Origin of the sequence: Parachitinimonas caeni (genome assembly GCF_030129945.1) — a bacterium.
GTDB classification, from domain to species: Bacteria; Pseudomonadota; Gammaproteobacteria; order Burkholderiales; family Chitinimonadaceae; genus Parachitinimonas; species Parachitinimonas caeni.
In genome coordinates this window covers 24,395-47,971 of record NZ_JARRAF010000030.1, presented here as the reverse complement: position 1 = coordinate 47,971, position 23,577 = coordinate 24,395, and the positions used below count along the sequence as shown (strand labels likewise).

The 23,577-nt window shown below is 56.1% G+C and carries 23 protein-coding genes; 9 read left to right on the top strand and 14 right to left on the bottom strand.

The window, feature by feature from the left end; genetic code table 11:
* Positions 1-44 precede the first annotated feature (44 nt).
* Positions 45-1,052: an NADP-dependent oxidoreductase gene (locus tag PZA18_RS18705; RefSeq protein WP_284102395.1), complete on the bottom strand. Its 1,008-nt coding sequence runs from the start codon at positions 1,050-1,052 to the stop codon at positions 45-47.
* A gap of 126 nt (positions 1,053-1,178) precedes the next feature.
* On the opposite strand from PZA18_RS18705, the gene PZA18_RS18700 reads away from it, so the two are divergent.
* Both PZA18_RS18700 and PZA18_RS18695 read left to right on the top strand, forming a co-directional pair.
* Complete coding sequence (locus tag PZA18_RS18700) at positions 1,179-2,141, top strand: LysR family transcriptional regulator (protein WP_284102394.1); 963 nt, start codon at positions 1,179-1,181, stop codon at positions 2,139-2,141.
* Between the two features lie 67 nt (positions 2,142-2,208).
* Positions 2,209-2,763: a DUF2799 domain-containing protein gene (locus tag PZA18_RS18695; protein ID WP_284102393.1), complete on the top strand. Its 555-nt coding sequence runs from the start codon at positions 2,209-2,211 to the stop codon at positions 2,761-2,763.
* A 229-nt stretch (positions 2,764-2,992) separates the two neighbouring features.
* Here PZA18_RS18695 and PZA18_RS18690 read toward each other — a convergent pair whose 3' ends face one another.
* Positions 2,993-4,042, bottom strand: coding sequence for a nuclease-related domain-containing protein (locus PZA18_RS18690; RefSeq protein ID WP_284102392.1), 1,050 nt, complete (start codon positions 4,040-4,042; stop codon positions 2,993-2,995).
* Between the two features lie 539 nt (positions 4,043-4,581).
* Here PZA18_RS18690 and PZA18_RS18685 point away from each other — a divergent pair.
* Positions 4,582-5,055: a GNAT family N-acetyltransferase gene (locus PZA18_RS18685; protein WP_284102391.1), complete on the top strand. Its 474-nt coding sequence runs from the start codon at positions 4,582-4,584 to the stop codon at positions 5,053-5,055.
* Positions 5,056-5,437: 382 nt separating this feature from the next.
* Positions 5,438-5,980 carry an MOSC domain-containing protein gene (locus PZA18_RS18680; protein WP_284102390.1) on the top strand — a complete coding sequence of 181 codons (543 nt, stop codon included), beginning with the start codon at positions 5,438-5,440 and terminating at the stop codon, positions 5,978-5,980.
* 81 nt (positions 5,981-6,061) lie between these two features.
* Here PZA18_RS18680 and PZA18_RS18675 read toward each other — a convergent pair whose 3' ends face one another.
* The 7 genes from PZA18_RS18675 to phaC form a co-directional block, all read right to left on the bottom strand.
* On the bottom strand, positions 6,062-6,259 hold the full coding sequence (locus tag PZA18_RS18675; protein WP_284102389.1) for a DUF3460 family protein: 198 nt from the start codon (positions 6,257-6,259) through the stop codon (positions 6,062-6,064).
* A 102-nt stretch (positions 6,260-6,361) separates the two neighbouring features.
* Positions 6,362-7,147: a biofilm regulation diguanylate cyclase SiaD gene (siaD, locus tag PZA18_RS18670; RefSeq protein WP_284102388.1), complete on the bottom strand. Its 786-nt coding sequence runs from the start codon at positions 7,145-7,147 to the stop codon at positions 6,362-6,364.
* Between the two features lie 13 nt (positions 7,148-7,160).
* Complete coding sequence (gene siaC / locus PZA18_RS18665; protein ID WP_284102387.1) at positions 7,161-7,541, bottom strand: biofilm regulation phosphoprotein SiaC; 381 nt, start codon at positions 7,539-7,541, stop codon at positions 7,161-7,163.
* A 17-nt stretch (positions 7,542-7,558) separates the two neighbouring features.
* The gene (siaB, locus tag PZA18_RS18660) at positions 7,559-8,101 is read right to left on the bottom strand and encodes a biofilm regulation protein kinase SiaB (protein WP_284102386.1); all 543 of its coding nucleotides are present in this window, start codon (positions 8,099-8,101) and stop codon (positions 7,559-7,561) included.
* A gap of 216 nt (positions 8,102-8,317) precedes the next feature.
* Positions 8,318-10,306, bottom strand: coding sequence for a biofilm regulation protein phosphatase SiaA (gene siaA, locus PZA18_RS18655; protein ID WP_284102385.1), 1,989 nt, complete (start codon positions 10,304-10,306; stop codon positions 8,318-8,320).
* Between the two features lie 258 nt (positions 10,307-10,564).
* Positions 10,565-11,749 carry an acetyl-CoA C-acetyltransferase gene (locus PZA18_RS18650; protein ID WP_284102384.1) on the bottom strand — a complete coding sequence of 395 codons (1,185 nt, stop codon included), beginning with the start codon at positions 11,747-11,749 and terminating at the stop codon, positions 10,565-10,567.
* 450 nt (positions 11,750-12,199) lie between these two features.
* Positions 12,200-13,939 carry a class I poly(R)-hydroxyalkanoic acid synthase gene (gene phaC, locus PZA18_RS18645; protein WP_284102383.1) on the bottom strand — a complete coding sequence of 580 codons (1,740 nt, stop codon included), beginning with the start codon at positions 13,937-13,939 and terminating at the stop codon, positions 12,200-12,202.
* Positions 13,940-14,427: 488 nt separating this feature from the next.
* Here phaC and PZA18_RS18640 point away from each other — a divergent pair, with 488 nt between their 5' ends.
* The 3 genes from PZA18_RS18640 (at position 14,428) to bfr (ending at position 16,318) form a co-directional block, all read left to right on the top strand.
* Complete coding sequence (locus PZA18_RS18640; protein ID WP_284102382.1) at positions 14,428-15,318, top strand: serine hydrolase; 891 nt, start codon at positions 14,428-14,430, stop codon at positions 15,316-15,318.
* Between the two features lie 207 nt (positions 15,319-15,525).
* Positions 15,526-15,729, top strand: coding sequence for a bacterioferritin-associated ferredoxin (locus PZA18_RS18635; protein ID WP_284102381.1), 204 nt, complete (start codon positions 15,526-15,528; stop codon positions 15,727-15,729).
* Between the two features lie 124 nt (positions 15,730-15,853).
* Positions 15,854-16,318: a bacterioferritin gene (gene bfr / locus PZA18_RS18630; protein ID WP_284102380.1), complete on the top strand. Its 465-nt coding sequence runs from the start codon at positions 15,854-15,856 to the stop codon at positions 16,316-16,318.
* A gap of 79 nt (positions 16,319-16,397) precedes the next feature.
* Here the strand turns inward: bfr and PZA18_RS18625 are convergent, their stop codons facing one another.
* From PZA18_RS18625 to PZA18_RS18605, 5 genes are all read right to left on the bottom strand, one after another.
* Positions 16,398-18,578 (bottom strand): Ig-like domain-containing protein, encoded by a 2,181-nt coding sequence (locus tag PZA18_RS18625; RefSeq protein WP_284102379.1) that lies wholly within the window; start codon positions 18,576-18,578, stop codon positions 16,398-16,400.
* Between the two features lie 102 nt (positions 18,579-18,680).
* Positions 18,681-19,232 (bottom strand): hypoxanthine-guanine phosphoribosyltransferase, encoded by a 552-nt coding sequence (locus PZA18_RS18620; RefSeq protein WP_284102378.1) that lies wholly within the window; start codon positions 19,230-19,232, stop codon positions 18,681-18,683.
* Positions 19,233-19,255: 23 nt separating this feature from the next.
* Positions 19,256-19,795 carry an adenine phosphoribosyltransferase gene (locus PZA18_RS18615; RefSeq protein WP_284102377.1) on the bottom strand — a complete coding sequence of 180 codons (540 nt, stop codon included), beginning with the start codon at positions 19,793-19,795 and terminating at the stop codon, positions 19,256-19,258.
* Positions 19,796-19,807: 12 nt separating this feature from the next.
* Positions 19,808-21,100 carry an NCS2 family permease gene (locus PZA18_RS18610; RefSeq protein ID WP_284102376.1) on the bottom strand — a complete coding sequence of 431 codons (1,293 nt, stop codon included), beginning with the start codon at positions 21,098-21,100 and terminating at the stop codon, positions 19,808-19,810.
* 7 nt (positions 21,101-21,107) lie between these two features.
* Positions 21,108-21,617, bottom strand: coding sequence for a low molecular weight protein-tyrosine-phosphatase (locus PZA18_RS18605; protein WP_284102375.1), 510 nt, complete (start codon positions 21,615-21,617; stop codon positions 21,108-21,110).
* Between the two features lie 344 nt (positions 21,618-21,961).
* Between PZA18_RS18605 and PZA18_RS18600 the strand changes: the two genes are divergently transcribed.
* Both PZA18_RS18600 and PZA18_RS18595 read left to right on the top strand, forming a co-directional pair.
* Positions 21,962-22,165 carry a hypothetical protein gene (locus PZA18_RS18600; protein ID WP_284102374.1) on the top strand — a complete coding sequence of 68 codons (204 nt, stop codon included), beginning with the start codon at positions 21,962-21,964 and terminating at the stop codon, positions 22,163-22,165.
* A gap of 304 nt (positions 22,166-22,469) precedes the next feature.
* A complete protein-coding gene (locus PZA18_RS18595) occupies positions 22,470-23,507 on the top strand; it encodes a bifunctional nicotinamide-nucleotide adenylyltransferase/Nudix hydroxylase (protein WP_284102373.1) in 1,038 nt (345 codons plus the stop codon).
* The last annotated feature ends 70 nt before the right edge of the window (positions 23,508-23,577 follow it).

Sequence of the window (23,577 nt, the reverse complement as noted above, 5' to 3'; positions counted from 1 at the left end):
ATTGCCAGCATGCCGGCAATAAGCAAACGACAGTCAGTAACCAATCAGGCCAGTTTGACCAGCATCTTCCCGGTGTTGTCGCCGCGGAACAGGCCGATGAAAGCATCAGGCGCATTGTCCAGACCTTCCCGCACCGTTTCACGAGTCTGGATTTTGCCCGCCGCCAGCCATCCTCCCACTTGCTTCAGGAATTCGGGATAGGCACCGAAGTGATCCGAGACAATCATGCCCTGCAGCTTGATGCGCTTGCCAATCACCTGGGCAAGATTGGAGGGCCCTTTAGGCGGCTCGGTCGCGTTGTAGACCTCGATCATGCCGCACATGATGACCCGGCCAAACGGCTTCATGACATTCAGCGCCGCCTCAAGATGAGCCCCCCCCACGTTTTCGAAGTAAACATTGATACCTTCTGGCGCCGCTGCACGTAAGGCCGCGGTCAGATCTCCCGCAGTGCGGTAGTTGATGACGGCATCGGCACCAATCTCGCGCAGCCATGCGGCTTTTTCATCCGAACCGACGCTGGCAACCACCCGCGCTCCCATCTGCTTGGCGATCTGTACGGCAACCGCACCCACGGCACCAGAGGCTGCTGAAACAAAAACGGTTTCACCCGCCTTGAGTTCGGCGATCCGCGTCAGCCCAGCCCATGCAGTCATGCCGGTCATCCCCAGCACCCCGAGAAATGCCTGGGGTGGGGCCTGCCGTGCGTCAATCTTCTGCACCGACGCGGCAGGTGCTACGGCGTGTTCGCGCCAGCCGAGCTGATGCAGCACCAGATCACCAACCTTGATGGTTTCACTGCGACTTTCTACCACTTCGCCCACCGCGCCACCTTCCAGTGCCTCCTGCAGCTTGTAGGGCGGTACGTAGCTTTCACGATCCATCATGCGGCCACGCATATAGGGGTCCACCGACATCCATAGGTTCTTGATCAGCACCTCACCCGCCTGCAAGGGCCGAACCGGCACGGTGATCAGTTCGAAATTGGCAGCGGTCGGCAAGCCGACAGGACGGGAGGCCAGATGAATTTCGCGAGTCGATTCGAGGTACATGGGATTTCCTTTTTGGCTATCGATTGCTGACAGAGGTCAGCGCATGAACAGCACTTTAACGACTCGCCACTCATCACTCCAATGCATTAAAATGATACTTACCATAACTGAAAATCATGATCCATCATGCTTGATCTGCGCCGCATCGACCTCAATCTGCTGGTCGCTCTGCAGACGTTGCTGGAAGAGCAACATGTCACACGGGCCGCCGCCCGCCTGAGCATTACCCAGCCAGCGATGAGCCGGACCCTGGCCAGATTGCGACAACTGTTTGGTGACCCACTCTTCGTACGCACCCCCAGCGGGCTGGCGCCCACCCCTCGCGCCGAGCAACTGCGCGACCGCCTCGACAGTGCACTGGCCGACATCACGCGACTGGTATCACCCACCGAATTCGACCCCGCCACTGCTCGCGGTCGCTGGCGTTTTGCCACCACCGACTACGGCACGCACTCGATCATGCCGCGCGTGCTGGCTCGCATCTGGCGCGAGGCGCCAGGCATGAATATTGATGTGCTGCCCTGGCGCAGCAATGGGTTGGCGATGCTGGAATCGGGCGAGCTGGACCTGGCGCTGGCTTCGACCGGCACGGCGCCGGCCAGCATCCACGGTCGCGGCTTGGGCGACGACAACTTCGTCGCGCTCGTACGGCAGGGCCACCCGGTACTCGAAACCGGCCTGGACCTCGCCTCCTTTCTGGCTTTGCCACAGATCCTGATTCACTCGGGTAGTGGTGACTTGCGTGGTCCCATCGACCACCAACTGGACAAAATCGGCCAATGCCGCAGGGTTGCTGTGCGGGTGCCCAGCTTTATGGCCGCTTTGGCGCTGGCCGCCCGTACCGATATGCTGGTCAACACCCCGCAGATGATGGCAAGGCTCTATGCCGAGTCAGCCGGCCTGGTGCCACTACCGTTGCCGCTGGACTTGCCCAACTTCAGCTATGGGATTGTCTGGCACGAGCGCTGGCACCACGACCCAGGCCATAGCTGGTTGCGCACTTTATGTTTTGAAGAAAGCACGGCCTTGTTGACCGAGGTATGCGGCAGCAACAAACGACAAGCTGCTGCAGCACGTATTCAGACTTGATTCACCTCGGCGAAGCTAGAATGTGAAAATTGACATCCGCCCAGCCCCCCACGCAGGAGAACACCCCATGAAAGCACTGGCCTTGCTAGCTGTAAGCAGTCTGTTGCTCAGCGGCTGCGCCGCTATGAGCGAAGCCGAATGTCGCGCCGGAGACTGGTATGGCACAGGAGAAAAAGACGGCCGTGATGGTCGCGAAAGCCGGCTTGGCGACTATGCAGACGCTTGTCAGAAAGTGAATGTGATCCCGAATGGCGACGAATACGCCCGTGGCCGGGAACGCGGGCTACGTGCCTATTGCACGCCTGAAAACGGCTATCGCGCCGGCAGAGATGGCTACACCTATCGCAATGTCTGCCCACGCGAACTCCAGGGTGACTTCTTGCGTGAATACGAGCGCGGCCGTGCGCGCTATGAGCTCAAGCGCGACATCGACAACACTGAGCGCGACATGGCCAACTGGGACCGGGAAATCAACCTGCTCAACGACAAAATCAGCAAAGCCACTACCGATGACGACCGCCGGAAGTTCCGCCGCGAGCGTGAAAACTATGAACGCATGCGGCGAGACGCCCAGTCCCGTCTCATCATGCTGCGCGCCAAGTGGCTCGTACAGGGGGACTAGGTTCTGTTGCTGTGAGATTTACCGTCGCACTAGGCCGAGTTTTGGGGCGGAGCAGCCGGGAGCAAAACGTCCAAGCGCCTAGGCTCTGTTGACGTTTTGTTCCCGGTCGCGCCGGGCCGAGTTTTGGGGCAGGGCGAGGCAGGGTGAGTGAGGTTTAGCGAGCTAAATAAACGAACCCTAACGACGCAATGCCCCAAAAATCGATCCGGAAATAAAACGTCAATAGAGCCTAGGTCGCCGTCGCCACCGCCAGCTGGTGGTCAAAACAGTAGACTTTGCCCCCAAACCTGGCAGGACGGTCCCAGCAGAATTTGGCCACCGCGTAAGACACGCTGACCTTGCACTTGGCACAAAAATACCCCCCGGCACGGCGGTTATCTCTCTCGGCGGGCGACGGCTCGGCAGAGGGCGTGGGCGGTTCGGCCGTCTGCCCTTCAAACTCCACATCACCATCGACAGCCAGCACCTTGAACGCCGGCCCTGCCATCTTTGCCGGCGTGGCGAATGCCCCTGCCACAGAGTCCGGCTCCAGCTCGGCAGTGGCCGGGTTCAGGCAAGCCAACCCGAAGCGCGAGCGATAATCAAAGACAATTGGCTTATGCAGCGCACGAAACTGTTCCGCCAACGACAGCACCGTCTCCAGCGACACAATACGGGCGAGACTGCCCAGCAAACCAAGTGTGCTCTCGCGCTTGTCCTGTTCACCCAGCCACTGTTTGAGCTGATCGGATTTGATCAGACAATCCGTGTTGAAGCTCTTTGGGCGTGTTATGCGCGAACGCGCCGACACCATCACCAGACTCTTCACGACCGGTGTCATGGTCACGCCCAACCGGGTGGGCAGAACCAGATCGTCGAGCAAGGACTTCACCACCGCAACATGCTTGTCGTTCTGCGCCAGCGGGCTAGGAATCCCCAACGGCTTCTTGCCATACCATGCGGTGAATTCACCACGATCATTCACTTGCAGATCAGCGGAAAAATGCTTGGTCTCGACGACAAAAATATCCAGCGTGCGACTGAACAGCAGGTGATCAATCTGGGCAACCCTGCCTTTATGTTCAAGCCGCAAATCGTGCAATACCACCCAGTTCTTGCTGTCCTTCAGCAAAAAATCGATTTCATAAGCACTTTCGCGTTCGCCCTCAGCGCCACGCTCAATCGCCTTTTGTTCTTTGACAATCAGCTCACGTTTAACTTTTTGCAGACCGGGTGTGTGCAGGAGATCCTCCAGCGTCGCCAGGATGGCTTGCCGATCATCTGCCGATTTCAACAACATTTGTCATAACTCCTAGCCCACCTTCCTTTTCAACCGATTGATTTTGCGTCGTGTCACGATAACTTGACCAAACTGCCATGCGGCACATGCAGATCAAATTCTGCTCGCCTACCCGCAATCACCTCGAAAATGCTTATGGTATATATGCCCGAAGCATCTTGGCGCATGAGAACCTGCGCTTTATCGCACTTGGCAAGGTCAGCCGCCATCTCACAGACTAGGGAAAACCCCAATGCATCATGCACAGCCTAACACAATCTGAATTTTTGAATAAAAAACATTAACTATCGCTAATATAGGTTCGATCAATGTTATAAATCAAGCGCTAGCCCGTAAATCGTGGCCATCGCGCCCTGTCGGCTGATCAGTCAACCAGCGGATTGCTGTGCGGAAAACGCACAGGCAGCAGCAATGCGCGTTGCGCCCGGCACGCTCACGCAGGCGCCGTTAGCAGGCCCGCCCCCATAACGGATTGCCGAGAAGCCCACCCTCGCTTAGCCTGTGGTGGCTTCACTTACAAAACGCGATACAGGAAAAATATGCTGAAACTGAAACCGATGACCGAAGCCGAATACGCCGCCTATTGCGATGCGGCCTTGGCCAGCTATGCCGAAAGCCATGTCAAAGGAGGCCGTTGGACTAAAGAGGAGGCAATAGAACAGGCCTGGGCCGAACATCAGCAGATATTGCCGCAAGGTCTGCAAACGCCCCACCACTATTTATATACGCTATTTAGTGACGTGCATGCCTGTAATGTCGGCATACTCTGGTTTGCCGATATGACGGGCACTCAAAACGAAACCGCATTTGTTTACGATATTGAAATCAAACCTGAACACCGACGCCATGGATTTGCCAGAATGGCATTTCTGGAAATGGAAAAGCAGGTTAAAGCAATCGGATTAAAATATATCAGCCTGCATGTTTTCGCACATAATCATGGGGCGGTTCATTTATATGAAAAACTTGGCTACCAGCCCACCAATATCCGTATGAGAAAGGCCTTGGTCTGACCTGCCGGAATGGTCGGATGCTGACGCCCCCTCTCAACAGAATATAAATAATTGGAAAATATCAATTTTTATCATGCATCAGCAACCATGATTAGGCGGAAGCCCCGCTTATGCGATGACCCGCCACACCGGCAAGCCTTGATTCGGCATTCGCCATTTACAAGCGTAGAAACGCGCTGCTGTATTAGGCTTATTGATATTTTTTCTTCCGGGTTGCATTTCGCAGGATCTGGGCTTGATGCGCGGCAAAAGCGCGCAGCATAAAAAAGGAATGGTCCCTGACATCACCGATGATTCAATTTTCCAGAGGGCCGGATGGACTAAGCTTATAGTTGAATCAGACAATACAAGGGCCATTGTATTTATTTAACGGAAGTTTTTGATGTCTTTTACTGTCAGCCATGTCAGCCGCAGCCCTGAGCACGGTTTCAGCAAATCGGTAGTGCCCAGCATCCAGCTTCTGGCGGGACTGGGGGTGGAAGGCGACGCGCATAGGGGGGTGACAGTGAAGCATCGGTCACGCGTGAAGCAAGACCCCTCGCAGCCTAATCTGCGTCAAGTACACCTGATACACGGTGAGTTACTGGATGCATTGCAGGACCAGGGTTTTACTGTGGCGCCAGGGCAACTGGGCGAAAACATCACCACCCGTGGTCTGGATCTGCTTGGCTTGCCGACAGGCAGCCTGTTGCGGATTGGTGCCGAGGCAATCATCGAGATCACCGGCTTGCGCAATCCCTGCGCGCAAATCGACGCGTTTCAGCAGGGTTTGCTGGCGGCAGTACTGGGACGGGACCACGAAGGAAATCTGATACGCAAAGCCGGTGTGATGGGAATTGTGCGCCAGGGCGGCACTATCCTGCCGGGGGATACGATTTTGGTGGCGCTGCCACCGCTCCCCCACCGGGCACTGGAGCGGGTGTAATCAAACAGTCTGCAAGACAAAGCCCGGCTTGGCCGGGCTTTGTCTTGCAGACTTGCAGCAGCACGAATCAGGCGGTCAAGCTCAGTCTGGCTGGTAGTAGTAAGGCTTGCGCGGCACATTCGAGGCTTCAGCCTCGCTCTGGAAATCACGGTCGATTTGCTTATCCCAAAGGCGGGCGCGACCTTCAATCTGATCCTTGGCCACTTGCGGATTCTTTTCGAGGAAATCACGCATGAACAGCGTAAATTCGGAAACGTAGGCGGTGTCTTTCTTGAACATGGCGGAGTCCTGTTACTGATACGGCTTAGCGATTGCATCAACCGGAATACGCTGATTATACCCTCGCCCACCGCTAACATTCACGCTTGTTGCGCAGAAGCCTCATTGAGCCAGCTCACTTCGATCGCGGCCGGCCCGTTTTGCGGCCAGCATGGCCGCGTCGGCACGCTTGATGGTGTCGTTGACGGATGCGCCTAGGCGATGCTCAGCCACACCGAAACTGGCGGAAACCGTCACATCAACGTCTCCCACCATAATAACCAGCTGGCGCATACCCAGCCGCATGCGCTCCACGACGGACATCGCCTCGGTTGCGTGGGTTTCCGGCAACAGCAACAGAAACTCCTCGCCACCCCAACGACCGCAAAGGTCATATTCGCGCAGATCCCGCTGTAGATATCGGGCCACTTCGACCAGCACCAGGTCACCGGCTTCATGCCCATACCGGTCGTTCACCAATTTGAAGTGGTCTACGTCCACCATCACCACACTCAGGTGGGCGCCATTACGCTCGCAGCGTCCAATTTCGGCATGCAGGCTATCAAGGATAAGGCGGCGATTGGCCAATCCTGTCAGCGGGTCGTGAGTAGAGGCTTGCCGCAGGGCCTGGTTAAGGTCATGCAGCATGTGTTGGTAGCCATCTGAAATACGGGCGATTTTTTCGAGCTGGCGCATCTGCTTCTGGTAGCGCTCGGCCAGCGACAAATTCGAATCCCGCGCCATGCTTTGATAGTGGTCAGAAATGCGGGTGATTCGCTCCATCTGACGCAGCTGCTCACGATACTCGGTGAACAGCTCGGCCAGGATCTGCTTGAGGGGATGGCCAGTATAGGCAGGGTCTTCCAGCAATGCTTCGACACGCTGCTCCAACCCCATTTCTTCTCGCATGATCTGCCCCTGCTCAGCTTGTCTTTGACAGGATATCGAACGGGAAGCTGCAGTCTTCCTTGAACTCGGCAGCGAGTTCTGCGGCACGGGGGTTGTCCTCGTCGTAGTACCAGCAGACGCTGACGGGGCGGGAGCGTCGATGGGCTTCCTCCATCAGGTCGAAAATATCCATGACTGCCTTGATACTGCTGGTGTTGAGATACAGCAGATGCAGTTCAAGCCGCAGAGGCGCATCGCTCTCATCAAGGTAGCGTTCGACCCAGTTGATGACGGGATCGAACAACTCGAACGAGTTTTCGGGGTAGGAATCGCCACACATGGAGAGGAGGCCATGCTGCCAATTACTGTTCACAGCTGGGCTGGATTGGGTAGCCGCGATGGAAAGGTCATTCATGGTCTGGCTGCCCCCACTCAAATCACCACACGCAAGCTGAAAAACGCCCGGCCATCATCCAGCTCGCGTAGCGAGCACACCAGAGGCAAGGTCGCTTTGCGGGCCAGATCAATCAAGCCCAACCCTGCCCCGCTTGCCGCACCTTCTGGTCTGGGCTTGCGCAGCTGTTCTTTATACAGCGCCTTGAGCGCCGCTTTGTCCATGCCACCCAGGCTGTCGATCCGGCTGACCAAGTACTGGCCATCCGTTTGATCCACGATATTGCCCGCCGACACAACATAGCGTTCCTCTTCATCCCGCCCGATGATCACCGTTGCGCCGGCATCGACATCGCTATAGCCTTTGGCAGCAGCGTAATGACGTATGTTCTGCATCATCTCGATATACACCCCGAACACATCGGTAGCGGCCGTGGGGGTGGCGTTTTCGCTCTGCATATAGTTTTTCAGCGCCTTGCCAATCTCTTCGATCAAGCTTTTCGAGAACGGGCCATTGAAGCAGATCATGATGCGCTGCTCGTTGTAGGTCTGCCGAAGCAAAAATAGATCGGGTGAGTTCATTCAAGCTCCTAGGCGATGATTTGCCGGCCAGTGGTCCATGCCACCCAAGCACTTCGAAAGCGGTAGGTGAATGCCATACATCTTCATAAAAACATTAGGCTCTGCAGTCTGGTTACGCAGCATGGCGTCAAAAATCTTCATCCGGGGTACACCCATGTCTCGCTGCAACTGACAAGTGAATCAGATCAACATCGTCGCCCCTTCCCGCTCAGCCCACTACTTGAAGCGGAAACTGACCAAGGTGATGTCATCCCGCTGCGGATGCTCGCCCTGATACTTGGCCAGTGTTGTCTCGAAATTCTGGCATTGCTCGGAGAGCACCTGCCCCGCATGCTGTCGCAGCATGTCCACAAAGCGGCCCGAGCCAAAGCCAAATCCCTTGTCTCCGCCTGCCTGATCCAGAAAACCATCCGTCGTCAGATAAAAGGTGCGATCCGGCCTTAATTCGAGCCGGTGATTATTGAAGCGCCCCGGCCGGCGGTCGCCAATCGCACGCCGGTCACCTTCCACCTGCCCCACTTCATCCCCCTCACACCAGTAAAGCGAGATCTTCGCGCCGGCAAATATCACTTGTCTGACCGAGCTATCGACAAACGCCAAGCCAACATCCATGGTCGTCGCCAAGCGATGATCCGCCCCCTCTAAATGCAGCATAGTCCTTACCGCCGTATCCGTCCGGCTCAGAATACCTGCTGGGTCGGTGGGGCCGACTTCGTCAATCGCCAGATCCAGCGCCGCATGGGCCAGCATGGTCATGAACGCCCCTGGCACGCCATGTCCCGCACAGTCCACCACACCGATCAGACAGCCCCGCTCGGCCTGCCGGTAAATGTAAAAGTCACCACCGACGACGTCTCTTGGCCGCCAAAGCACGAAGTGGTCCTGCCCCAGATCCTGCATCATCTGGTGTTCAGGCAGGATGGCACGCTGAATCAGGCTGGCGTAGTCAATCGAGTCCGCCAGCTTCTTGTTGGTTGTCGCCAGATGCCGGTTGGCCTCGCTCAACTCCTGCGTCCGTTCGGCGACCCGTTGCTCAAGCTCCGTCGTATGGCGTCGCACTTTGTCCGCCATCGCCATGAAAGCGGCGGTCAGGCTCCCGATTTCATCCTGACGGCCTCGTGGCAAGTCAATCGCATAATCACCAGCCGCCATCGCCTGGGCAGACTGGGTCAGCCGGAACAGAGGGGCCAGCACCAGCTGATTCACGGCATAGGCAAAGCCCCCCGCCAATGCCAGTAGCAGCAGGATGCCTCCTACCACCAAGTGCAGCCAAAGCCGGGTATCGACAACCTTGGCATCATCCAGATCAATTGCCGTCAGCACGTACCATTGCAATTCAGGAATGTAGGAAGCCGCCAACAGGCGGGGGGCGCCATCCAGCTGGGCATGAAAGACTTGTACAGACTCTGGCACCATCTTGGCAGTACTCAGGGCTGCCTTGGCCGCCACCTCGTCCACAGGCGATAGCAACCGGTATAAGGATTTGTCTGACACTGCCTGCTTCGAGGCTGAGTTGAAAGCAATCTTGGCCCGGTCCGGGTGAGCTTGTATCGAGCCAAAGCGATCAAGAATCATCGGTGTGACGCCTGGCTCGGCATGTCCGACGAAATCCCGCAGAAAAGCGCTCAGATCAAGACCTGTTCCGGCCAGCCCGAGTTTGCGACTGCCATCGTAGATAATCACGTTAAACCATACCTTGGTCAGACCCAGTTCAACATCCAGATCGACGTTCAGATTAAAGCGCTCTGTCGTTCGCAGGGTGTCGTAAAACCAGGCATCGGTAGGTTTGGAGGGGGACAGCTTGTAGCGTGGGGCTTCGCTATTGGGTTTGACGGCGTCGTTAAGGTAGTAGTGGTTGCTAAGGGCCGACACCACAAAATAGGAATGATCCGCAAACTCTGCCCGGTAGCCTTCGACCTCACGAAAAAACTGGGCGCGGCGTGTGGCATCGTTTTCCGCCAGCAGCCACTGGCGTGTCAGAGAAGAATTGGCCAGCCGCTGCGACAAGGCCAATTCGCGCTGAACTGGCGCCACAATCTTCTGCTTGCTGTACAGCGTGAAATTACGGGCATAGGCTTGGCCAAAGTGCGTGCGAATCGCATCAATGGCCTGCCAGCTGAATGCGGTGGCCAACAGGACCGCCACCGCACAGATCAGCAGCAAGGCAATGACTGATTTTCCCCGCAAGCCAAAGCGCAATGCCATTCCGCCCCCAAAGTTGCCCAAATTTGCAAAGCCGCCGGTGTTCTTGCAGCAAGCTTCAATTTAGCTCATGGCAGCAGACTTGCAGGCCCAGCAAGGTAGGCTCTGTTGACGTTTTGTTTTCGGTCGCGGAAATAAAACGTCAACAGAGCCAAATGATTGGCATAAAAAAACCGGGGCAAGCCCCGGTTTTCAAAACGATACAAGTGCCAAGCGCTATGGCAAGGTCTGGCCATCAGCAAGCCAGACCGTCTAAAACAATCAACCCCGCTCAACCGCCAGAGCAACGCCCATGCCACCGCCAATACAGAGGGTCGCCAGACCTTTCTTGGCATCGCGCTTTTGCATTTCATGCAGCAGCGTCACCAGGACACGAGCACCAGAAGCCCCGATCGGATGGCCCAACGCAATGGCCCCGCCATTGACGTTGACTTTAGCCAGATCCCATTTCATCTCGCGGGCAACGCCCAAAGCCTGTGCCGCAAACGCCTCATTGGCCTCGATCAGGTCCAGGTCATCAACCGACCACCCTGCCTTGGCCAACACACGTTGGGTAGCAGGCACCGGGCCAATGCCCATGATGCTTGGCTCGACACCCGCCGAAGCATAAGCCTTTATCCGCGCCAGCGGCTTGAGGCCCAGCGCTGCCGCTTTGGCAGCCGTCATCAGCATGACCGCAGCAGCCCCATCATTGATGCCTGATGCGTTGCCCGCTGTCACCGTGCCTTCCTTGTTGAAGGCCGGGCGCAGCTTGGACAATGACTCAACGGTCGAGCCGGACTTGATGTATTCATCATTGTCGAAAACCAGCGGATCGCCCTTCTTCTGCGGAATCAACACAGGAACAATTTCATCCTTGAAACGGCCTTCGGCCTGAGCCTTGGCGGCCCGCGCCTGCGAAATCGCTGCCAGCTCATCCTGCTCCTGCCGAGAAATGCCGTACTTGGCAGCCACGTTTTCGGCCGTGATGCCCATGTGATACTGATTGTAAACGTCGGTCAGTCCGTCATACACCATGCTATCAACCAGATTGCCGTTACCCATGCGGATACCATCACGCGACCCCATCAGCAAATGTGGAGTCATCGACATATTTTCCTGGCCCCCGGCAATCACAATCTCCGCATCGCCAGCCAGCAAAGACTGGATGGCCAGATGCGTTGCCTTGAGACCCGAACCGCATACCTGATTGATGGTCATGGCAGGCACTTCAACCGGGATGCCGGCTTTGATCAGGGCCTGACGTGCCGGATTCTGGCCGAGGCCCGCCGACAGCACATTGCCGAGAATGACTTCGCTGATCGCGCTTGGGGCAACACCGGTTTTCTCCAGCAATGCCTTGATGACGGTCGCACCCAGCTCAGGGGCCGATACCTTGGCGAGACTGCCGCCGAAAGACCCGATTGCGGTACGGGCGGCTGCGACGATGACGATTTCTTGCTGCATGAACGACTCCTCTTGACGGGAAGTGCTAGGAAACTCCGGTCAGGCCAGACGCAATATCGCCGATTTGCCGGCATCACCACGTCCGGCCATCACGACCGGTGTTGTTCAAGATGCGGGGACGACCGCATCGGACCTTGGCTCTGTTGACGTTTTGTTTCCGGTCGCGCCGGGCCGAGTTTTGGGGCAGGGCGAGGCAGGGTGAGTGAGGTTTAGCGAGCTAAATAAACGAACCCTAACGACGCCATGCCTCAAAAATCGACCCGGCCCGGAGGGCTTCGCCGGGTTTGGGCCTGCTGCCGCGTTAAAAATCGCGTGGCTTATCACTAAGCGGCGCGCTTTTCGCCTTGCATCAGGCCCAAATCCGACGAAACGCGATCCGGAAATAAAACGTCAACAGAGCCTTGGGTAATTGCAATGCCTGAAGCGCGGGAACAGCCCCCGCGATCCTGTTCAAGCCACTTTTTCTTTCACATAACTGCCCGGAGCAGCCTCAATGACCGGAAACTCCTTGTTGCCAGCCGCCTTGGGTGCTGCCACTTTCTTGCCGGACTTAGGTGCAAGCCAAGCATCCCAGTCCAGCCACCAGCTGCCAGGGTGCGATTCCGCCAGGTTGAACCAGGTGTCGGCATCATCAGCCAGATTTTCATTCACCCAGTAGTTGCGCTTGTTGGTGGTCACAGGATTGATGGACCCCGCAATATGACCAGAGGCTCCCAGAACAAAGCGCATGTCGCCACCAAACAGGTGCGAACTGCGGTACGCCGTCTTCCACGGCACGATGTGGTCTTCACGCGCGGCGAATACATAGCCCGGCAGATCAATCTTGCCGACATCGATATCCACCCCACACAGCCGGGTTGCACCTGCCTTGATCAGGTTATTTTCGATGTACATATTGCGCAGGAAGAATGTGTGCATCGGCAATGGCAGATTGGCCGAGTCATTGTTCCAGTACAGCAGATCGAACGGTGGCGGGGTTTTACCTTTGAGGTAGTTGTTGACCACGTAGTTCCAGATCAGGTCGTTGGCACGCAATGCCGCAAACGAGCGGGCAAGCTCCTTACCACTGACAACGCCACCCTCGCCGCGCGCGATCTTGGCTTCGCGGCTGCGCACCATTTCCTTGTCCACAAACATCTTGATGTCACCGGGATCTGCGTGGTCGATCATCACGGTCATCAGCGTGAAACTCTCGAACCAATCGAGCTTACGCGCCCGCATCACACCCAGCGCCGTGGTCAGAATCACGCCGCCGATACAGAAGCCCAAGACATTGAGTTTCTCGACCTTCGCAATCTTGCGAACCACTTCTGCGGCGCGGATCAAACCTTGTTCGATGTAATCATCCCACTTGAGCTGACCCATTTCGGGCGTCGCGCTCTTCCATGAAATCAGGAAGACCGTGTACCCCTGAGCAACAAAGTGCCGGATCATCGAGTTTTCGGGCTGCAGATCCATCAGGTAGTACTTGTTGACGCACGGCGGAACAACCAGCAGCGGCTTTTCATAGACTTGCTCAGTGGTCGGGGTGTACTGAATCAGCTGGAACAGTTCATTCTGGAACACCACGGAGCCAGGGGTCACAGCGAGGTTGCGGCCAACCTCGAACTGACTCTCGTCAGTCATCGAGATATGCCCCTTCTCCATATCCGCCACCAGCTGGCGCATACCCTCAGCCAGACTTTCGCCCTTGGTTTCGATGGCAAGCTTGATTACTTCCGGGTTGGTCAATGCAAAGTTCGAAGGCGACATGGCATCAACAAACTGTCGGGTGAAAAACGCCATGCGCTCTTTGCTGGCGTCGTCCAGCATTGCACCATCGACCAACTGGTTCAGCCATTTGGATGTCAGCAGGTAATACTGCTTTACATAGTCAAAAAATGGGTATTCCTGCCATTCCGGTGCCGAGAAGCGACGATCTCCCTTATCTGGCTGAACGATGGGTTTGGCTTCCCCGGCCCCCAGCAGGCCCATCCACAAGTCCATCTGCTGCTTGTAGTAGCTGGACTGCATGTCCATGAGTTGACCTGTGCCCTGCCAGACCCCGTTCACAAACTCACCTAGCATGGCGTGCTGTTCAGTCGGAATTCTGGCGGTAAAACCACTGACAAAATCTTCAACCAGCTTCTGGTTGGTCCGTGTCAGGTTTTCTAGAAACTTGTCGAAAGAAAGGGTATTGGAATCGTTCACTTTAAGTCTCCGAATCGCAATCTTTGGCAGATTCGCCTCAATCATTTGAAGCGCAGCCTGCTGCGTTTTTGTTGTTGCACCGCAACATTTACGGCGTGCTCATTCTATGCCCGGTAGATGACAGGCACAAGGCCGTTAAATCGGCAAATGGCGTCACCAAAGGGATAGTCGGGCCAAGTAATCATAAAAAGATTACAATCTTTGCTTTCGGCCGGCATACAATGCTAATAAGTTACTTGACATTGTTGCTCTAAGCCTTGATTTCCATGGTATTTATGTACCCTGCACCGGCAAGGTACAAATGCTTGTCTCCCATCTCTTGTCCGGAGAAGCCCATGTCGAACCGGAGTTCATTCCTAATTTGCACTTTTGTAGCCGCCGCGCTGAGCCTTGCTCCGGCCGATGCAGAAGCGAAGCAGAAAAAAGCTGTCGTTAAATCCGTCGCTAAAACGGCATCGGCGCGTCACCTGCCGAAAGCGAAAAAGCTCGTGATCATTCGGCACAGCAAGTTTGCCAAAGCCAAGCTGGGTAAACAGAAGTTGAGCGTCGCCGCCCGCCAGCGCATGATGGGTGCGCGCATCACGCGTGTATCAGCCATACAAAGCACCCTGGATGAGCCAGCCCTGGCATCCGCTTCCGTGCTGGTAGTCAATGAATTGTCAGGTGAACGGGTTTTCGAGAAGAACGGCCAATCGGTCACACCAATAGCATCGATCACCAAATTGATGACCGCCATGGTCGTGCTTGACCAGCACTTGCCTATGAACGAGCTGATCACCATCAGTGAAGAAGATGTTGATACCGTCAAGAACACCAGCTCCCGTCTGGCAGTCGGCACCACACTCAGCCGTAGCGAATTGATGCTGCTTGCGCTCATGGCATCCGAGAACCGGGCCGCTGCAGCACTGGCGCGCACCTCTCCTGGCGGCACTGCAGCCTTCGTTGCCCGCATGAACCGTACAGCTGCCTCTCTTGGCATGAAGCACACCCGCTTCAGCGATTCAACGGGCTTGCGCAGCGAAAATGTCTCGACTGCTGAAGATCTGGTACGCATGGTCGAAGCCGCCCACAGCTACCCTGAGATCCGACAATTCTCGACAACCGGTGAGTACAACGTGTTCTCAAATGCCACGGGTCGCGAAATCGCTTTTCGGAACACCAACCCCCTGGTACGAGAAGGCGACTGGCAGATCGGCATCTCCAAAACCGGCTATATCAGCGAATCCGGCAAGTGCCTGGTCATGCACACCACGATCAATGACACGCCACTGGTCATCGTCCTGCTGGATTCCAATGGCCGTATGACGCGTGTTGTTGACGCCATTCGCGTCAAGAAATGGCTGGAGTCCAGCCCTGCCGCCAAATTGCGCGCAGGTTGACCTATCGCCAATTACCTTCTGGTGAACCAACGCCCGCATTTGCGGGCGTTTTATTTTTCCGGGATAGCCTTTGTTGGAGTTTTATTTCCAGTCGCATAGGCAGTGTCTTTTAGTTGACTTAGGCGCAGCAACCGTTCGTCGTTTATTTTCTTGAATTTGATATTGAGAATTAGTATCATCAAGAAAATCTTAACGAGAACGCTTCTCATGTATGTCTGCATCTGTAATGCTGTGACTGACAAGCAAATCAAACAAGCCGTCAGCAATGGTTGCTGCTCCATGCGGCAGTTACGCATCGAACTGGGTGTATCTGCCTGCTGTGGCAAGTGCGCGCCCTGTGCTCAGCAGCTGCTGAAAGATGCGCAAGCTTGCAGCCAGAGCCACAGCGAAACCCTGCTCACCGCCGCTTGACCGCAATTCTGATTGCCACCGCCTGCAACCTGACCTAACCTTCACTGATTAGAGGTTTCGGGCGGCCTGCACTGCATTTTTCTTGGTGGTCGCCCTTGTTTCAACCAAATTCAGGGGCCCGATCATGAAAGGTGATCCAAAAGTCATTGCGTATCTCAATGGCGCACTCAAGAACGAACTCACTGCCATCAATCAGTATTTCTTGCACGCACGCATGTTCAAGAATTGGGGATTCAAGGAACTCAACGAGTACGAGTACCATGAATCCATCGATGAAATGAAACATGCCGACAAGCTGATTGAGCGCATCCTGTTTCTGGAAGGGCTGCCCAATCTGCAAGAGCTGGGAAAGATCTACATTGGCGAAGACGTTCACGAAGCGCTGAAGTGTGATCTACAGCTAGAAATGGAAGCCTGCCCGATTCTGCGAGAGGCCATTGCCTACTGCGAATCAGTTGCAGATTACGTTTCTCGGGAGCTTTTCGAAGAAATTCTCGAAAGCGAAGAAGAACACATCGACTGGATTGAAACCCAGCTTGGCTTGATCGACAGAGTAGGCATCCAGAACTATCTGCAGTCGCAGATGTAAGACCCTCCAAGCTCATGCTGCCAAAACAAAGCCCCGACACAAATCGGGGCTTTGTTGTTTTCGGGATGGCGAGAAAGGATCAGTAATCAGAACCCCACCAACTCCAGCTTGGCTTGCGTGGATGCACATACATGCGCACCGTTGCGGTTGCAGTGCCACCCTTGCCATCACTCACTGTGTAAGTAAATGAATCGTAGTTCCAGAAATCAGCCTCAGCCTGATAGTAAACATCCCCATCAGGCGCGATGCTGACAGTGCCATGCGCAGGCTGGGTCACACTGATCACTTTCAGCTCGTCATAGTCCGGGTCGGAATCGTTGGCCCGCACATAGAAGGTATAGCGCTTGTCATTGCTGGGAGTCACGTAATCATCCACAGCCACCGGCGGCCGATTCTTATTGAGCGACACTTTGACGCTGACGCTCGCTTCGGCCTCGCCGCCCTTACCATCACTGATCCGATAGTTGAAGGTGTCGGTGCCGGCAAAACCCGCCCTAGCCGAATACAGCAGCTTGTTGCCTTCAATCCGGACGCTTCCGTTCTGCGGTGATGAGACAGCGATCAGCTTGATGGTATCCCCGTCCGGGTCGCTATCATTGGCCAGCACATCCAGAGCAACCTCTTCGGTCCCTCCCACACTGAACTGGTCTGCCACCGCAACCGGGCCGCGATTGACCGGGCGACTAGTGCCATTGCTGACGCTAACCTCACGTTCACGACTGCGATAAACATCAACAGTTTCCTTGTGTGGCACCGCTTGGCGCATGGCGCGCCGGACCCAGGCCGGTTCGACCTCAATCACTTCCTTCTGCCAGCTGATGGTCGCTGCGGGCTTGCCGGCATTAGATCCGGCCACTGTACCGGCTACCGCCGGACTGCCAGATGTAGCAGAAGAAGACGTCTGACCCGCCGTGGAAGATGGCACGATCACGACTTCTTCCACGCCTTCCTTGAAACTGACGAATTCAAGATCAACTCGGCGGTTCTTCGGGCGACCTTCCTTGTTGTTGGGGAAGCGTGGGTTCTCCTCGCCCATCCCTTCTGCCACCAGGACGTTGAGGTTGATGCCGCCTTTTTCCGCCAGATATTTCTGGACAGCCTCCGCACGGCGACCGGACAGGGCCCGGTTGTACTTGGCCGCACCAATATCACAGGTATGCCCTGAGATATGGATATTGCCGGTAAAGCCATTGGCCTTGAGGGTGGCAATCACGGAGTCCAGTGCGGTAGTGGCATCCTTGGTGAGCCTGGCCTTGTCGAACTCGAAGAACGCATCCGTGCTCATCGACGCAGTCGTTTTGACCATGCGTTTCTCGGTACGAGGCTGAGCCGTGTCACTACCCTGCTGGCTGCTTTGACTGCCAGGTGTCGCCGGCTGGTCGGCTGTACCAGGCGTAGTGCTGCCGGCAGTGCCGGCTTCCGCTTTGTTTTGCGGCTCACTGCGACGATTGACTGGCGGCTTGTAACCTTTATCGCCGAAGGTATAGCGATAAGTCAGTGATACCCGATGCCGGTTTGACTCGTCATCGTACTCCCCATGCTTGCGATATAACTCTGCTGCGAGCGCAAGACTATGAGGCGATCCGGCAAAGTATTTCTCCATAGCCAGCGAAAAAGCGGTCTGGTAAGTGCGCTTATCCGCCCACTCGTGGTCCAGCCCCCCCGTCAGGCGGATCAGGTATTGGTTGCTGAATGTAGACGCGCGCAACCCCAAACCATGATCATAAGCCTGTTCGTACCAGCGATCGGTAGTGGTCGTGGTCACATCACGCAGAAAGTCCCTGCCACCCTCGCTATAGCGTTGGGTATCCATCCGGCTGCTTGATTGCATGCCGGTTTCCCGACGATTTGAGGCGGCCGTTGAGCCATACAGGCCAAAAAATGTTCCATCCTGCTCCAGACCGCCACCAATACTCACCTTGGCATGACCAAACTTCGCGCGATCGTAAGCCATGAATACTTTGCGCACCCACGGCATTACTGGCTGCCCAGGTTTCACTTCTTCCGGCAGCCAGTGGTAATCAAGCTGCAATCCTCCTGAGCGGTCGGCCAGCCAGGCATTTGCCAACCACGCCGACAGGGCAGATTCCCCCAATATGCGCTGGGCCTCAAGCCGTAGTTTTGACTCATTGCCATAGCCAACCCCCAGCCGGGTATCGGCATCCTGATACAGATCAGGCGATGCGGTAGCCTCCTCCGCCTGACATGGCAAGGCCAATGCCAGAACGACCAAAGCAGCCAGTTTTTTTGGTTTGAACATGATCTCTCCCTGACGGCACTACCAGCGCTCCCAGCAAGCCTGATGCCGTAAGTCAATGTGGCAGCCCGCCAGCTCCGTAACAGGCTCCCGTTTCACGCGCCGCTATAGCCCTTTCACGGCATAAATCGCCAGGGTATTGCGCCAATAGCCTTGATAGTCCATGCCGCAGCCAAACAAAAAACGGTCCACGACATCCAGGCCCACAAAATCAGCCTTGAATTCTGGCCGTGCCTTGCGGTCATGCAGTTTGTTGACAACGACTGCGGTATAGACAGCCGAAGCCCCTTCGGCCTTGCAATAGTCGATGATGGCCGCAAGGGTGTGACCTTCATCCAGGATGTCATCGACAATCAGTACCGGCCTGCCCCGCATGTCGTCGGTTGGCCGGACCTTCCAGGCCAACTCTCCGCCATTGGTTTCAAGCCCATATCGGGTGGCGTGCAGATACCCCTGCTGCAGGGGGAATTTCAATCGTGGCAACAATTGGCCAGCCGCAATCAGCCCGCCATTCATCACCACGTAAACCAGAGGGTTCCGATCTGCCAGGCGATCGGTAATGGCAGCCGCCATACGATCGAACGCAGCCAGAACTTCGGCTTCATCATGCAAGCAATCCGCCTGTTCAAACAGCTCGGGAATAGTAGGTAGTTTCATGGTGTTACCGTCCTGCAGTGCAATCAGTGGCCTGCGAAATCGCAGACTGTGTACAAAGGAATGCCATTTGCGCGAATCAATTCCGAGCCGCCCAGCTCAGGCAAATCGACAATCGCCGCCGCCTCGGCAACCGTACCGCCGAGCTTGGCAATCAGCCGTGCTGCCGCCATCATGGTGCCGCCCGTCGCCACCAGATCGTCAATCAGCAGTACCCGATCCCCCGCCCTGCAGGCATCGGTGTGCAGCTCGACCGTCGAGCTGCCGTACTCCAGCTCGTATGACTCTTCAACGGTGTGGAACGGCAATTTGCCCTTTTTGCGAACCGGGATGAACCCAAGATTCAGCTCATACGCAACCACCGAGCCCAAGATGAAACCTCGGGCATCCACACCCGCCACGACGTCGATCTGCTGGTCCATATAGCGATGGACAAAGCAGTCCACCAGCACGCGAAAGGTCTTCGGGTCTTGCAGCAGCGGGGTGATGTCACGAAACTGTACCCCCGCCTGTGGCCAATCTGGCACCGTGCGGATGCGGTCACGAATGTAGTTCGGGTCGATCATGATTCTGGACTCCTAGTGAAACTTGGCAAATTTGACGACCCATAGCAGGGCGATTATCACGACAGGAATGGACAGATCGCGAAAGCGCCCTGCCAGCAGCTTCACTGCGACATAGGTGATAAAGCCAAAGGCAATGCCGTCAGCAATCGAAAATGTAAATGGCATGGCAAGCGCCGTCACGACGGCCGGGGCCGCCTCGGTCAGGTCGTTCCAGTCGATCTCCGCCAGACCGCGGGCCATCAACACGGCCACGTAGCACAAGGCAGGCGCCGTCGCATAAGCCGGTACCGACCCCGCAAGTGGCGAGAAAAACAATGCTGCCAGGAACAGGATGGCCACCACGACAGCTGTCAGCCCGGTACGCCCCCCCACCGCCGTCCCCGCTGCTGATTCAATATATGCCGTGGTCGAAGAAGTACCCAATGCCGCACCCACTGCAATGGCACTGCTATCTGCCAGCAAGGCCCGCTTTAACCGTGGCAGCTTGCCTTGGCTATCCAGCAGACCAGCGCGGTGCGATACGCCAATCAGGGTGCCCGTGGTATCAAACAGATCAACAAAGAAAAAGACGAAAATCACCCCAAGCAAGCTGGCATTCAGCGCGCCGGCCACATCCATCTGCATCAGCGTGGGGCCAAGGCTTGGTGGCATCGAAAACACACCACTGAACGGCTGTAAGCCCAGCATCACCGCCAGCACGGTCACTGACAGGATGCCGATGATCACCGATCCGGTGACCTTGCGATATTCCAGCGCCAGCACCAGCATGAATCCGAAGATGGATAGCAGTACCTTGGGATCATGGACGTTGCCCATGGTCACCAGCGTGGCCGGGTGCGCTACCACAATCCCGGCATTTTTCAGTGCAATGATCGCTAGAAACATACCGACACCCGCAGATATCGACAGCTTGAGTGAGCGCGGAATGGCGTTGACGATCATTTCGCGCACCTTGAACAGACTCACCGCCAGAAACAGGATGCCGGACAAGAACACCGCGCCCAGCGCTGCCTGCCAAGACACGCCCATACCCTTGACCACCGTATAGGTGAAGTAAGCATTCAGCCCCATACCCGGCGCCAAAGCGATCGGATAGTTTGCCACCAGCCCCATGACCGCCGAGCCAAGCGCTGCGGCCAGACACGTGGCCACGAAGACTGCCGATTTGTCCATGCCGGTCTGCGACAGGATGTCGGGGTTAACGAACACGATGTAAGCCATCGTCAGAAAAGTAGTGAGCCCTGCGAGAACTTCGGTCTTTACCGTCGTACCGTTTTCCCGCAGTTTGAACAGTCTTTCGAGCATGGATACCTCAGGGAGGAGATGATTGCAGGCCGAATTCGGCCCGAAGATAGGTAATCAGCTGGTCTGAAGCCTCTTCGATCAGGTCTAACACCTGCTCGAAACCTGCGTCACCACCGTAGTAGGGATCAGGCACATCACCGGCGGGCAATTGCGTGGAAAAATCCAGCATCAGCCTTAATCGGCCCAGATAGGCTTTGGGGCAAATACGGCGCAAATTGGCGAGATTTTGCTCATCCATCGCCAGAATCAGGTCGAACTTCTCAAAATCCGTCACATCCACTTGCCGAGCCCGCTGCGACGACAGATCGTATCCACGCGCCAGTGCATGCTTTTGTGAGCGACGGTCAGGTGCTTCCCCAACGTGGTACGCATGGGTGCCGCAGGAATCAACGCGGACTTGCCGAGCCAATCCGGCCAGAATTAATTTTTGACGGAACACGCCCTCGGCAGTGGGAGAACGGCAGATATTGCCCATGCAGCAAAACAGGATGGACACCAGAGATTGGCGATCAGGCATAGCGCGTCGGAATGGTAATTGTTGGCTTCGGCCGCAAAGGGCTACAAAGCTAAACTCGGCATTTTAAGTGATTTTGCCGGGCCAGCCTAAAACAAATGCGGCGATTTTCGCCAACTTGACGCAATCTTGCGGGAATCATAAGGCCGGCGCAGTATCACTTATTCATGCTCAGGTAAAAGCCGGACGCACTGTGCTCTTCAGCCTAGATTGCTTTTGCCACCATACGGAGGTTGCTCATGTTCGAATTCTTCTCCAATTGGTTTGGTCGAAATCCTGCAACAAAGAAGCCCCCCAAACCGGCACCCGGCTCATCCAGTTCCGGCAGTCAAACTGAGTCAGCTGCCATGGAACACTCTGCTGGTGCCATTGATATCAGCGACAGCTCCACCAGCACCAGCTGGTCGAATCATTCAAGCGATACCTCATCCAGCAGCACTCAGACTTGTAACGAGCAGTCCAACGGCTGGACCAGCTATGACAGCGGTAGCAGTTACGACAGTAGCAGCAGCTGCGACAGCGGCTCCTCATCCTGGAGCAGCAGCGACTGAGCAACAGAAAGGCCCGCACGACATCAAGCTCTTGCGGGCCGAACGAAGGGAGAAACAACTAGAGAACAAACATCCCGTCCGGTGGCGTGATTCCCTTCGGGACAATGGGTTAGACCCATTTCAGTTCTCAGTATTTTCAGCAATGGCAATATTTACCTCCCGGAATGGCAGATATTGACACCCATCCGGCAGGCGCCTAGATTAACAAACACACTTCAGCTGCAAAGCGCAGTGAAGTCCGGCAGCGACAGTGAGTCGCTGAGTCCCGCGAGGAGATCGCGGTAATGGCAGAGGGGTTCTCTGTATGTTGGATCTGGTCATCTATATCGGGCGTTTTCAGCCCTTCCATTCCGGGCATCAGCAGGTGCTCGACATCGCGCTACGCAAAGCCCGTCACGTCTTGGTCCTGGCAGGTTCCGCCAATAAAGCCCGAAACATTCGTAATCCATTTACCGCCAATGAACGTCGCGCCATGATTCTTGAGTGCGTTCGTCCCGAGGACCGACAGCGGGTCGCCGTCTCACCCTTGGGCGATTGGCTATACGTGGAGGAACGTTGGCTAATAGAGGTGCAGCGGCTGGTAGCCGAGCACGTGCAACTGCTTGGGTTAACCGACTCGGCACGGATCGGCGTCATTGGCCATCTCAAAGATGCCAGCTCGTACTACCTTGAAATGTTCCCGCAATGGGAACTGGTCGATGTGCCACAGTTTCAGGCTCTCGATGCAACCGCCTTACGCTCACTCTATTTTGGCTCAACGGGGCAAGGCGATTGGATGCGGCTGGCGGCTTCGGTTCCTGCGCCAGTTCTCGATTTTCTGCGCAGCTTTGCGGGTTCGAGCTTTTACGAGCACATGCGACGCGAGTTCGACTTCGTTCGGGACTATAAAGCTGCCTGGCAGGCTGCACCTTACCCACCCACATTTGTGACCGTCGATTGCGTAGTCGTGCACAGTGGCCACGTTTTACTGGTCAAGCGTGCTGGCGACCCAGGCCACGGTCTGTGGGCCTTGCCAGGTGGTTTTCTCGATCAGAAAGAGACGCTCGAATCTGCAGCGTTGCGCGAACTGAAAGAGGAAACCCGCGTCAAGCTGCCATTACCGGTCCTGCGCGGTGCCATCAAAGCACAGCGCATGTTCGATCATCCCGAACGCTCGTTAAGAGGTCGCACCCTGACCCAAGCGTTTTATCTGCACTTCCCAAGTGGCGAGCTGCCGCCGGTGAAGGGGGGGGACGACGCCAAAGCAGCGCGCTGGATTCCGCTGGCAGACCTCGTCGATATGGAGCGCGAGTTTTTCGAAGACCACTTCGAGATCATCCAGTATTTTCTGGGCACCAATTAGGGCTGCTGACTTCCTCACAGCCAGAACACCCCGGCGAGGGGATCGCCGGTTTACATGCAAGGAGATTGCA

Bases quoted from the DNA above. Each gene is read 5' to 3' on its own strand.
- PZA18_RS18705 (WP_284102395.1), bottom strand. From the start codon at position 1,052: ATGTACCTCGAATCGACTCGCGAAATTCATCTGGCCTCCCGTCCTGTC.
- PZA18_RS18700 (WP_284102394.1), top strand. From the start codon at position 1,179: ATGCTTGATCTGCGCCGCATCGACCTCAATCTGCTGGTCGCTCTGCAG.
- PZA18_RS18695 (WP_284102393.1), top strand. From the start codon at position 2,209: ATGAAAGCACTGGCCTTGCTAGCTGTAAGCAGTCTGTTGCTCAGCGGC.
- PZA18_RS18690 (WP_284102392.1), bottom strand. From the start codon at position 4,042: ATGTTGTTGAAATCGGCAGATGATCGGCAAGCCATCCTGGCGACGCTG.
- PZA18_RS18685 (WP_284102391.1), top strand. From the start codon at position 4,582: ATGCTGAAACTGAAACCGATGACCGAAGCCGAATACGCCGCCTATTGC.
- PZA18_RS18680 (WP_284102390.1), top strand. From the start codon at position 5,438: ATGTCTTTTACTGTCAGCCATGTCAGCCGCAGCCCTGAGCACGGTTTC.
- PZA18_RS18675 (WP_284102389.1), bottom strand. From the start codon at position 6,259: ATGTTCAAGAAAGACACCGCCTACGTTTCCGAATTTACGCTGTTCATG.
- siaD (WP_284102388.1), bottom strand. From the start codon at position 7,147: ATGCGAGAAGAAATGGGGTTGGAGCAGCGTGTCGAAGCATTGCTGGAA.
- siaC (WP_284102387.1), bottom strand. From the start codon at position 7,541: ATGAATGACCTTTCCATCGCGGCTACCCAATCCAGCCCAGCTGTGAAC.
- siaB (WP_284102386.1), bottom strand. From the start codon at position 8,101: ATGAACTCACCCGATCTATTTTTGCTTCGGCAGACCTACAACGAGCAG.
- siaA (WP_284102385.1), bottom strand. From the start codon at position 10,306: ATGGCATTGCGCTTTGGCTTGCGGGGAAAATCAGTCATTGCCTTGCTG.
- PZA18_RS18650 (WP_284102384.1), bottom strand. From the start codon at position 11,749: ATGCAGCAAGAAATCGTCATCGTCGCAGCCGCCCGTACCGCAATCGGG.
- PZA18_RS18635 (WP_284102381.1), top strand. From the start codon at position 15,526: ATGTATGTCTGCATCTGTAATGCTGTGACTGACAAGCAAATCAAACAA.
- bfr (WP_284102380.1), top strand. From the start codon at position 15,854: ATGAAAGGTGATCCAAAAGTCATTGCGTATCTCAATGGCGCACTCAAG.
- PZA18_RS18625 (WP_284102379.1), bottom strand. From the start codon at position 18,578: ATGTTCAAACCAAAAAAACTGGCTGCTTTGGTCGTTCTGGCATTGGCC.
- PZA18_RS18620 (WP_284102378.1), bottom strand. From the start codon at position 19,232: ATGAAACTACCTACTATTCCCGAGCTGTTTGAACAGGCGGATTGCTTG.
- PZA18_RS18615 (WP_284102377.1), bottom strand. From the start codon at position 19,795: ATGATCGACCCGAACTACATTCGTGACCGCATCCGCACGGTGCCAGAT.
- PZA18_RS18610 (WP_284102376.1), bottom strand. From the start codon at position 21,100: ATGCTCGAAAGACTGTTCAAACTGCGGGAAAACGGTACGACGGTAAAG.
- PZA18_RS18605 (WP_284102375.1), bottom strand. From the start codon at position 21,617: ATGCCTGATCGCCAATCTCTGGTGTCCATCCTGTTTTGCTGCATGGGC.
- PZA18_RS18600 (WP_284102374.1), top strand. From the start codon at position 21,962: ATGGAACACTCTGCTGGTGCCATTGATATCAGCGACAGCTCCACCAGC.
- PZA18_RS18595 (WP_284102373.1), top strand. From the start codon at position 22,470: ATGTTGGATCTGGTCATCTATATCGGGCGTTTTCAGCCCTTCCATTCC.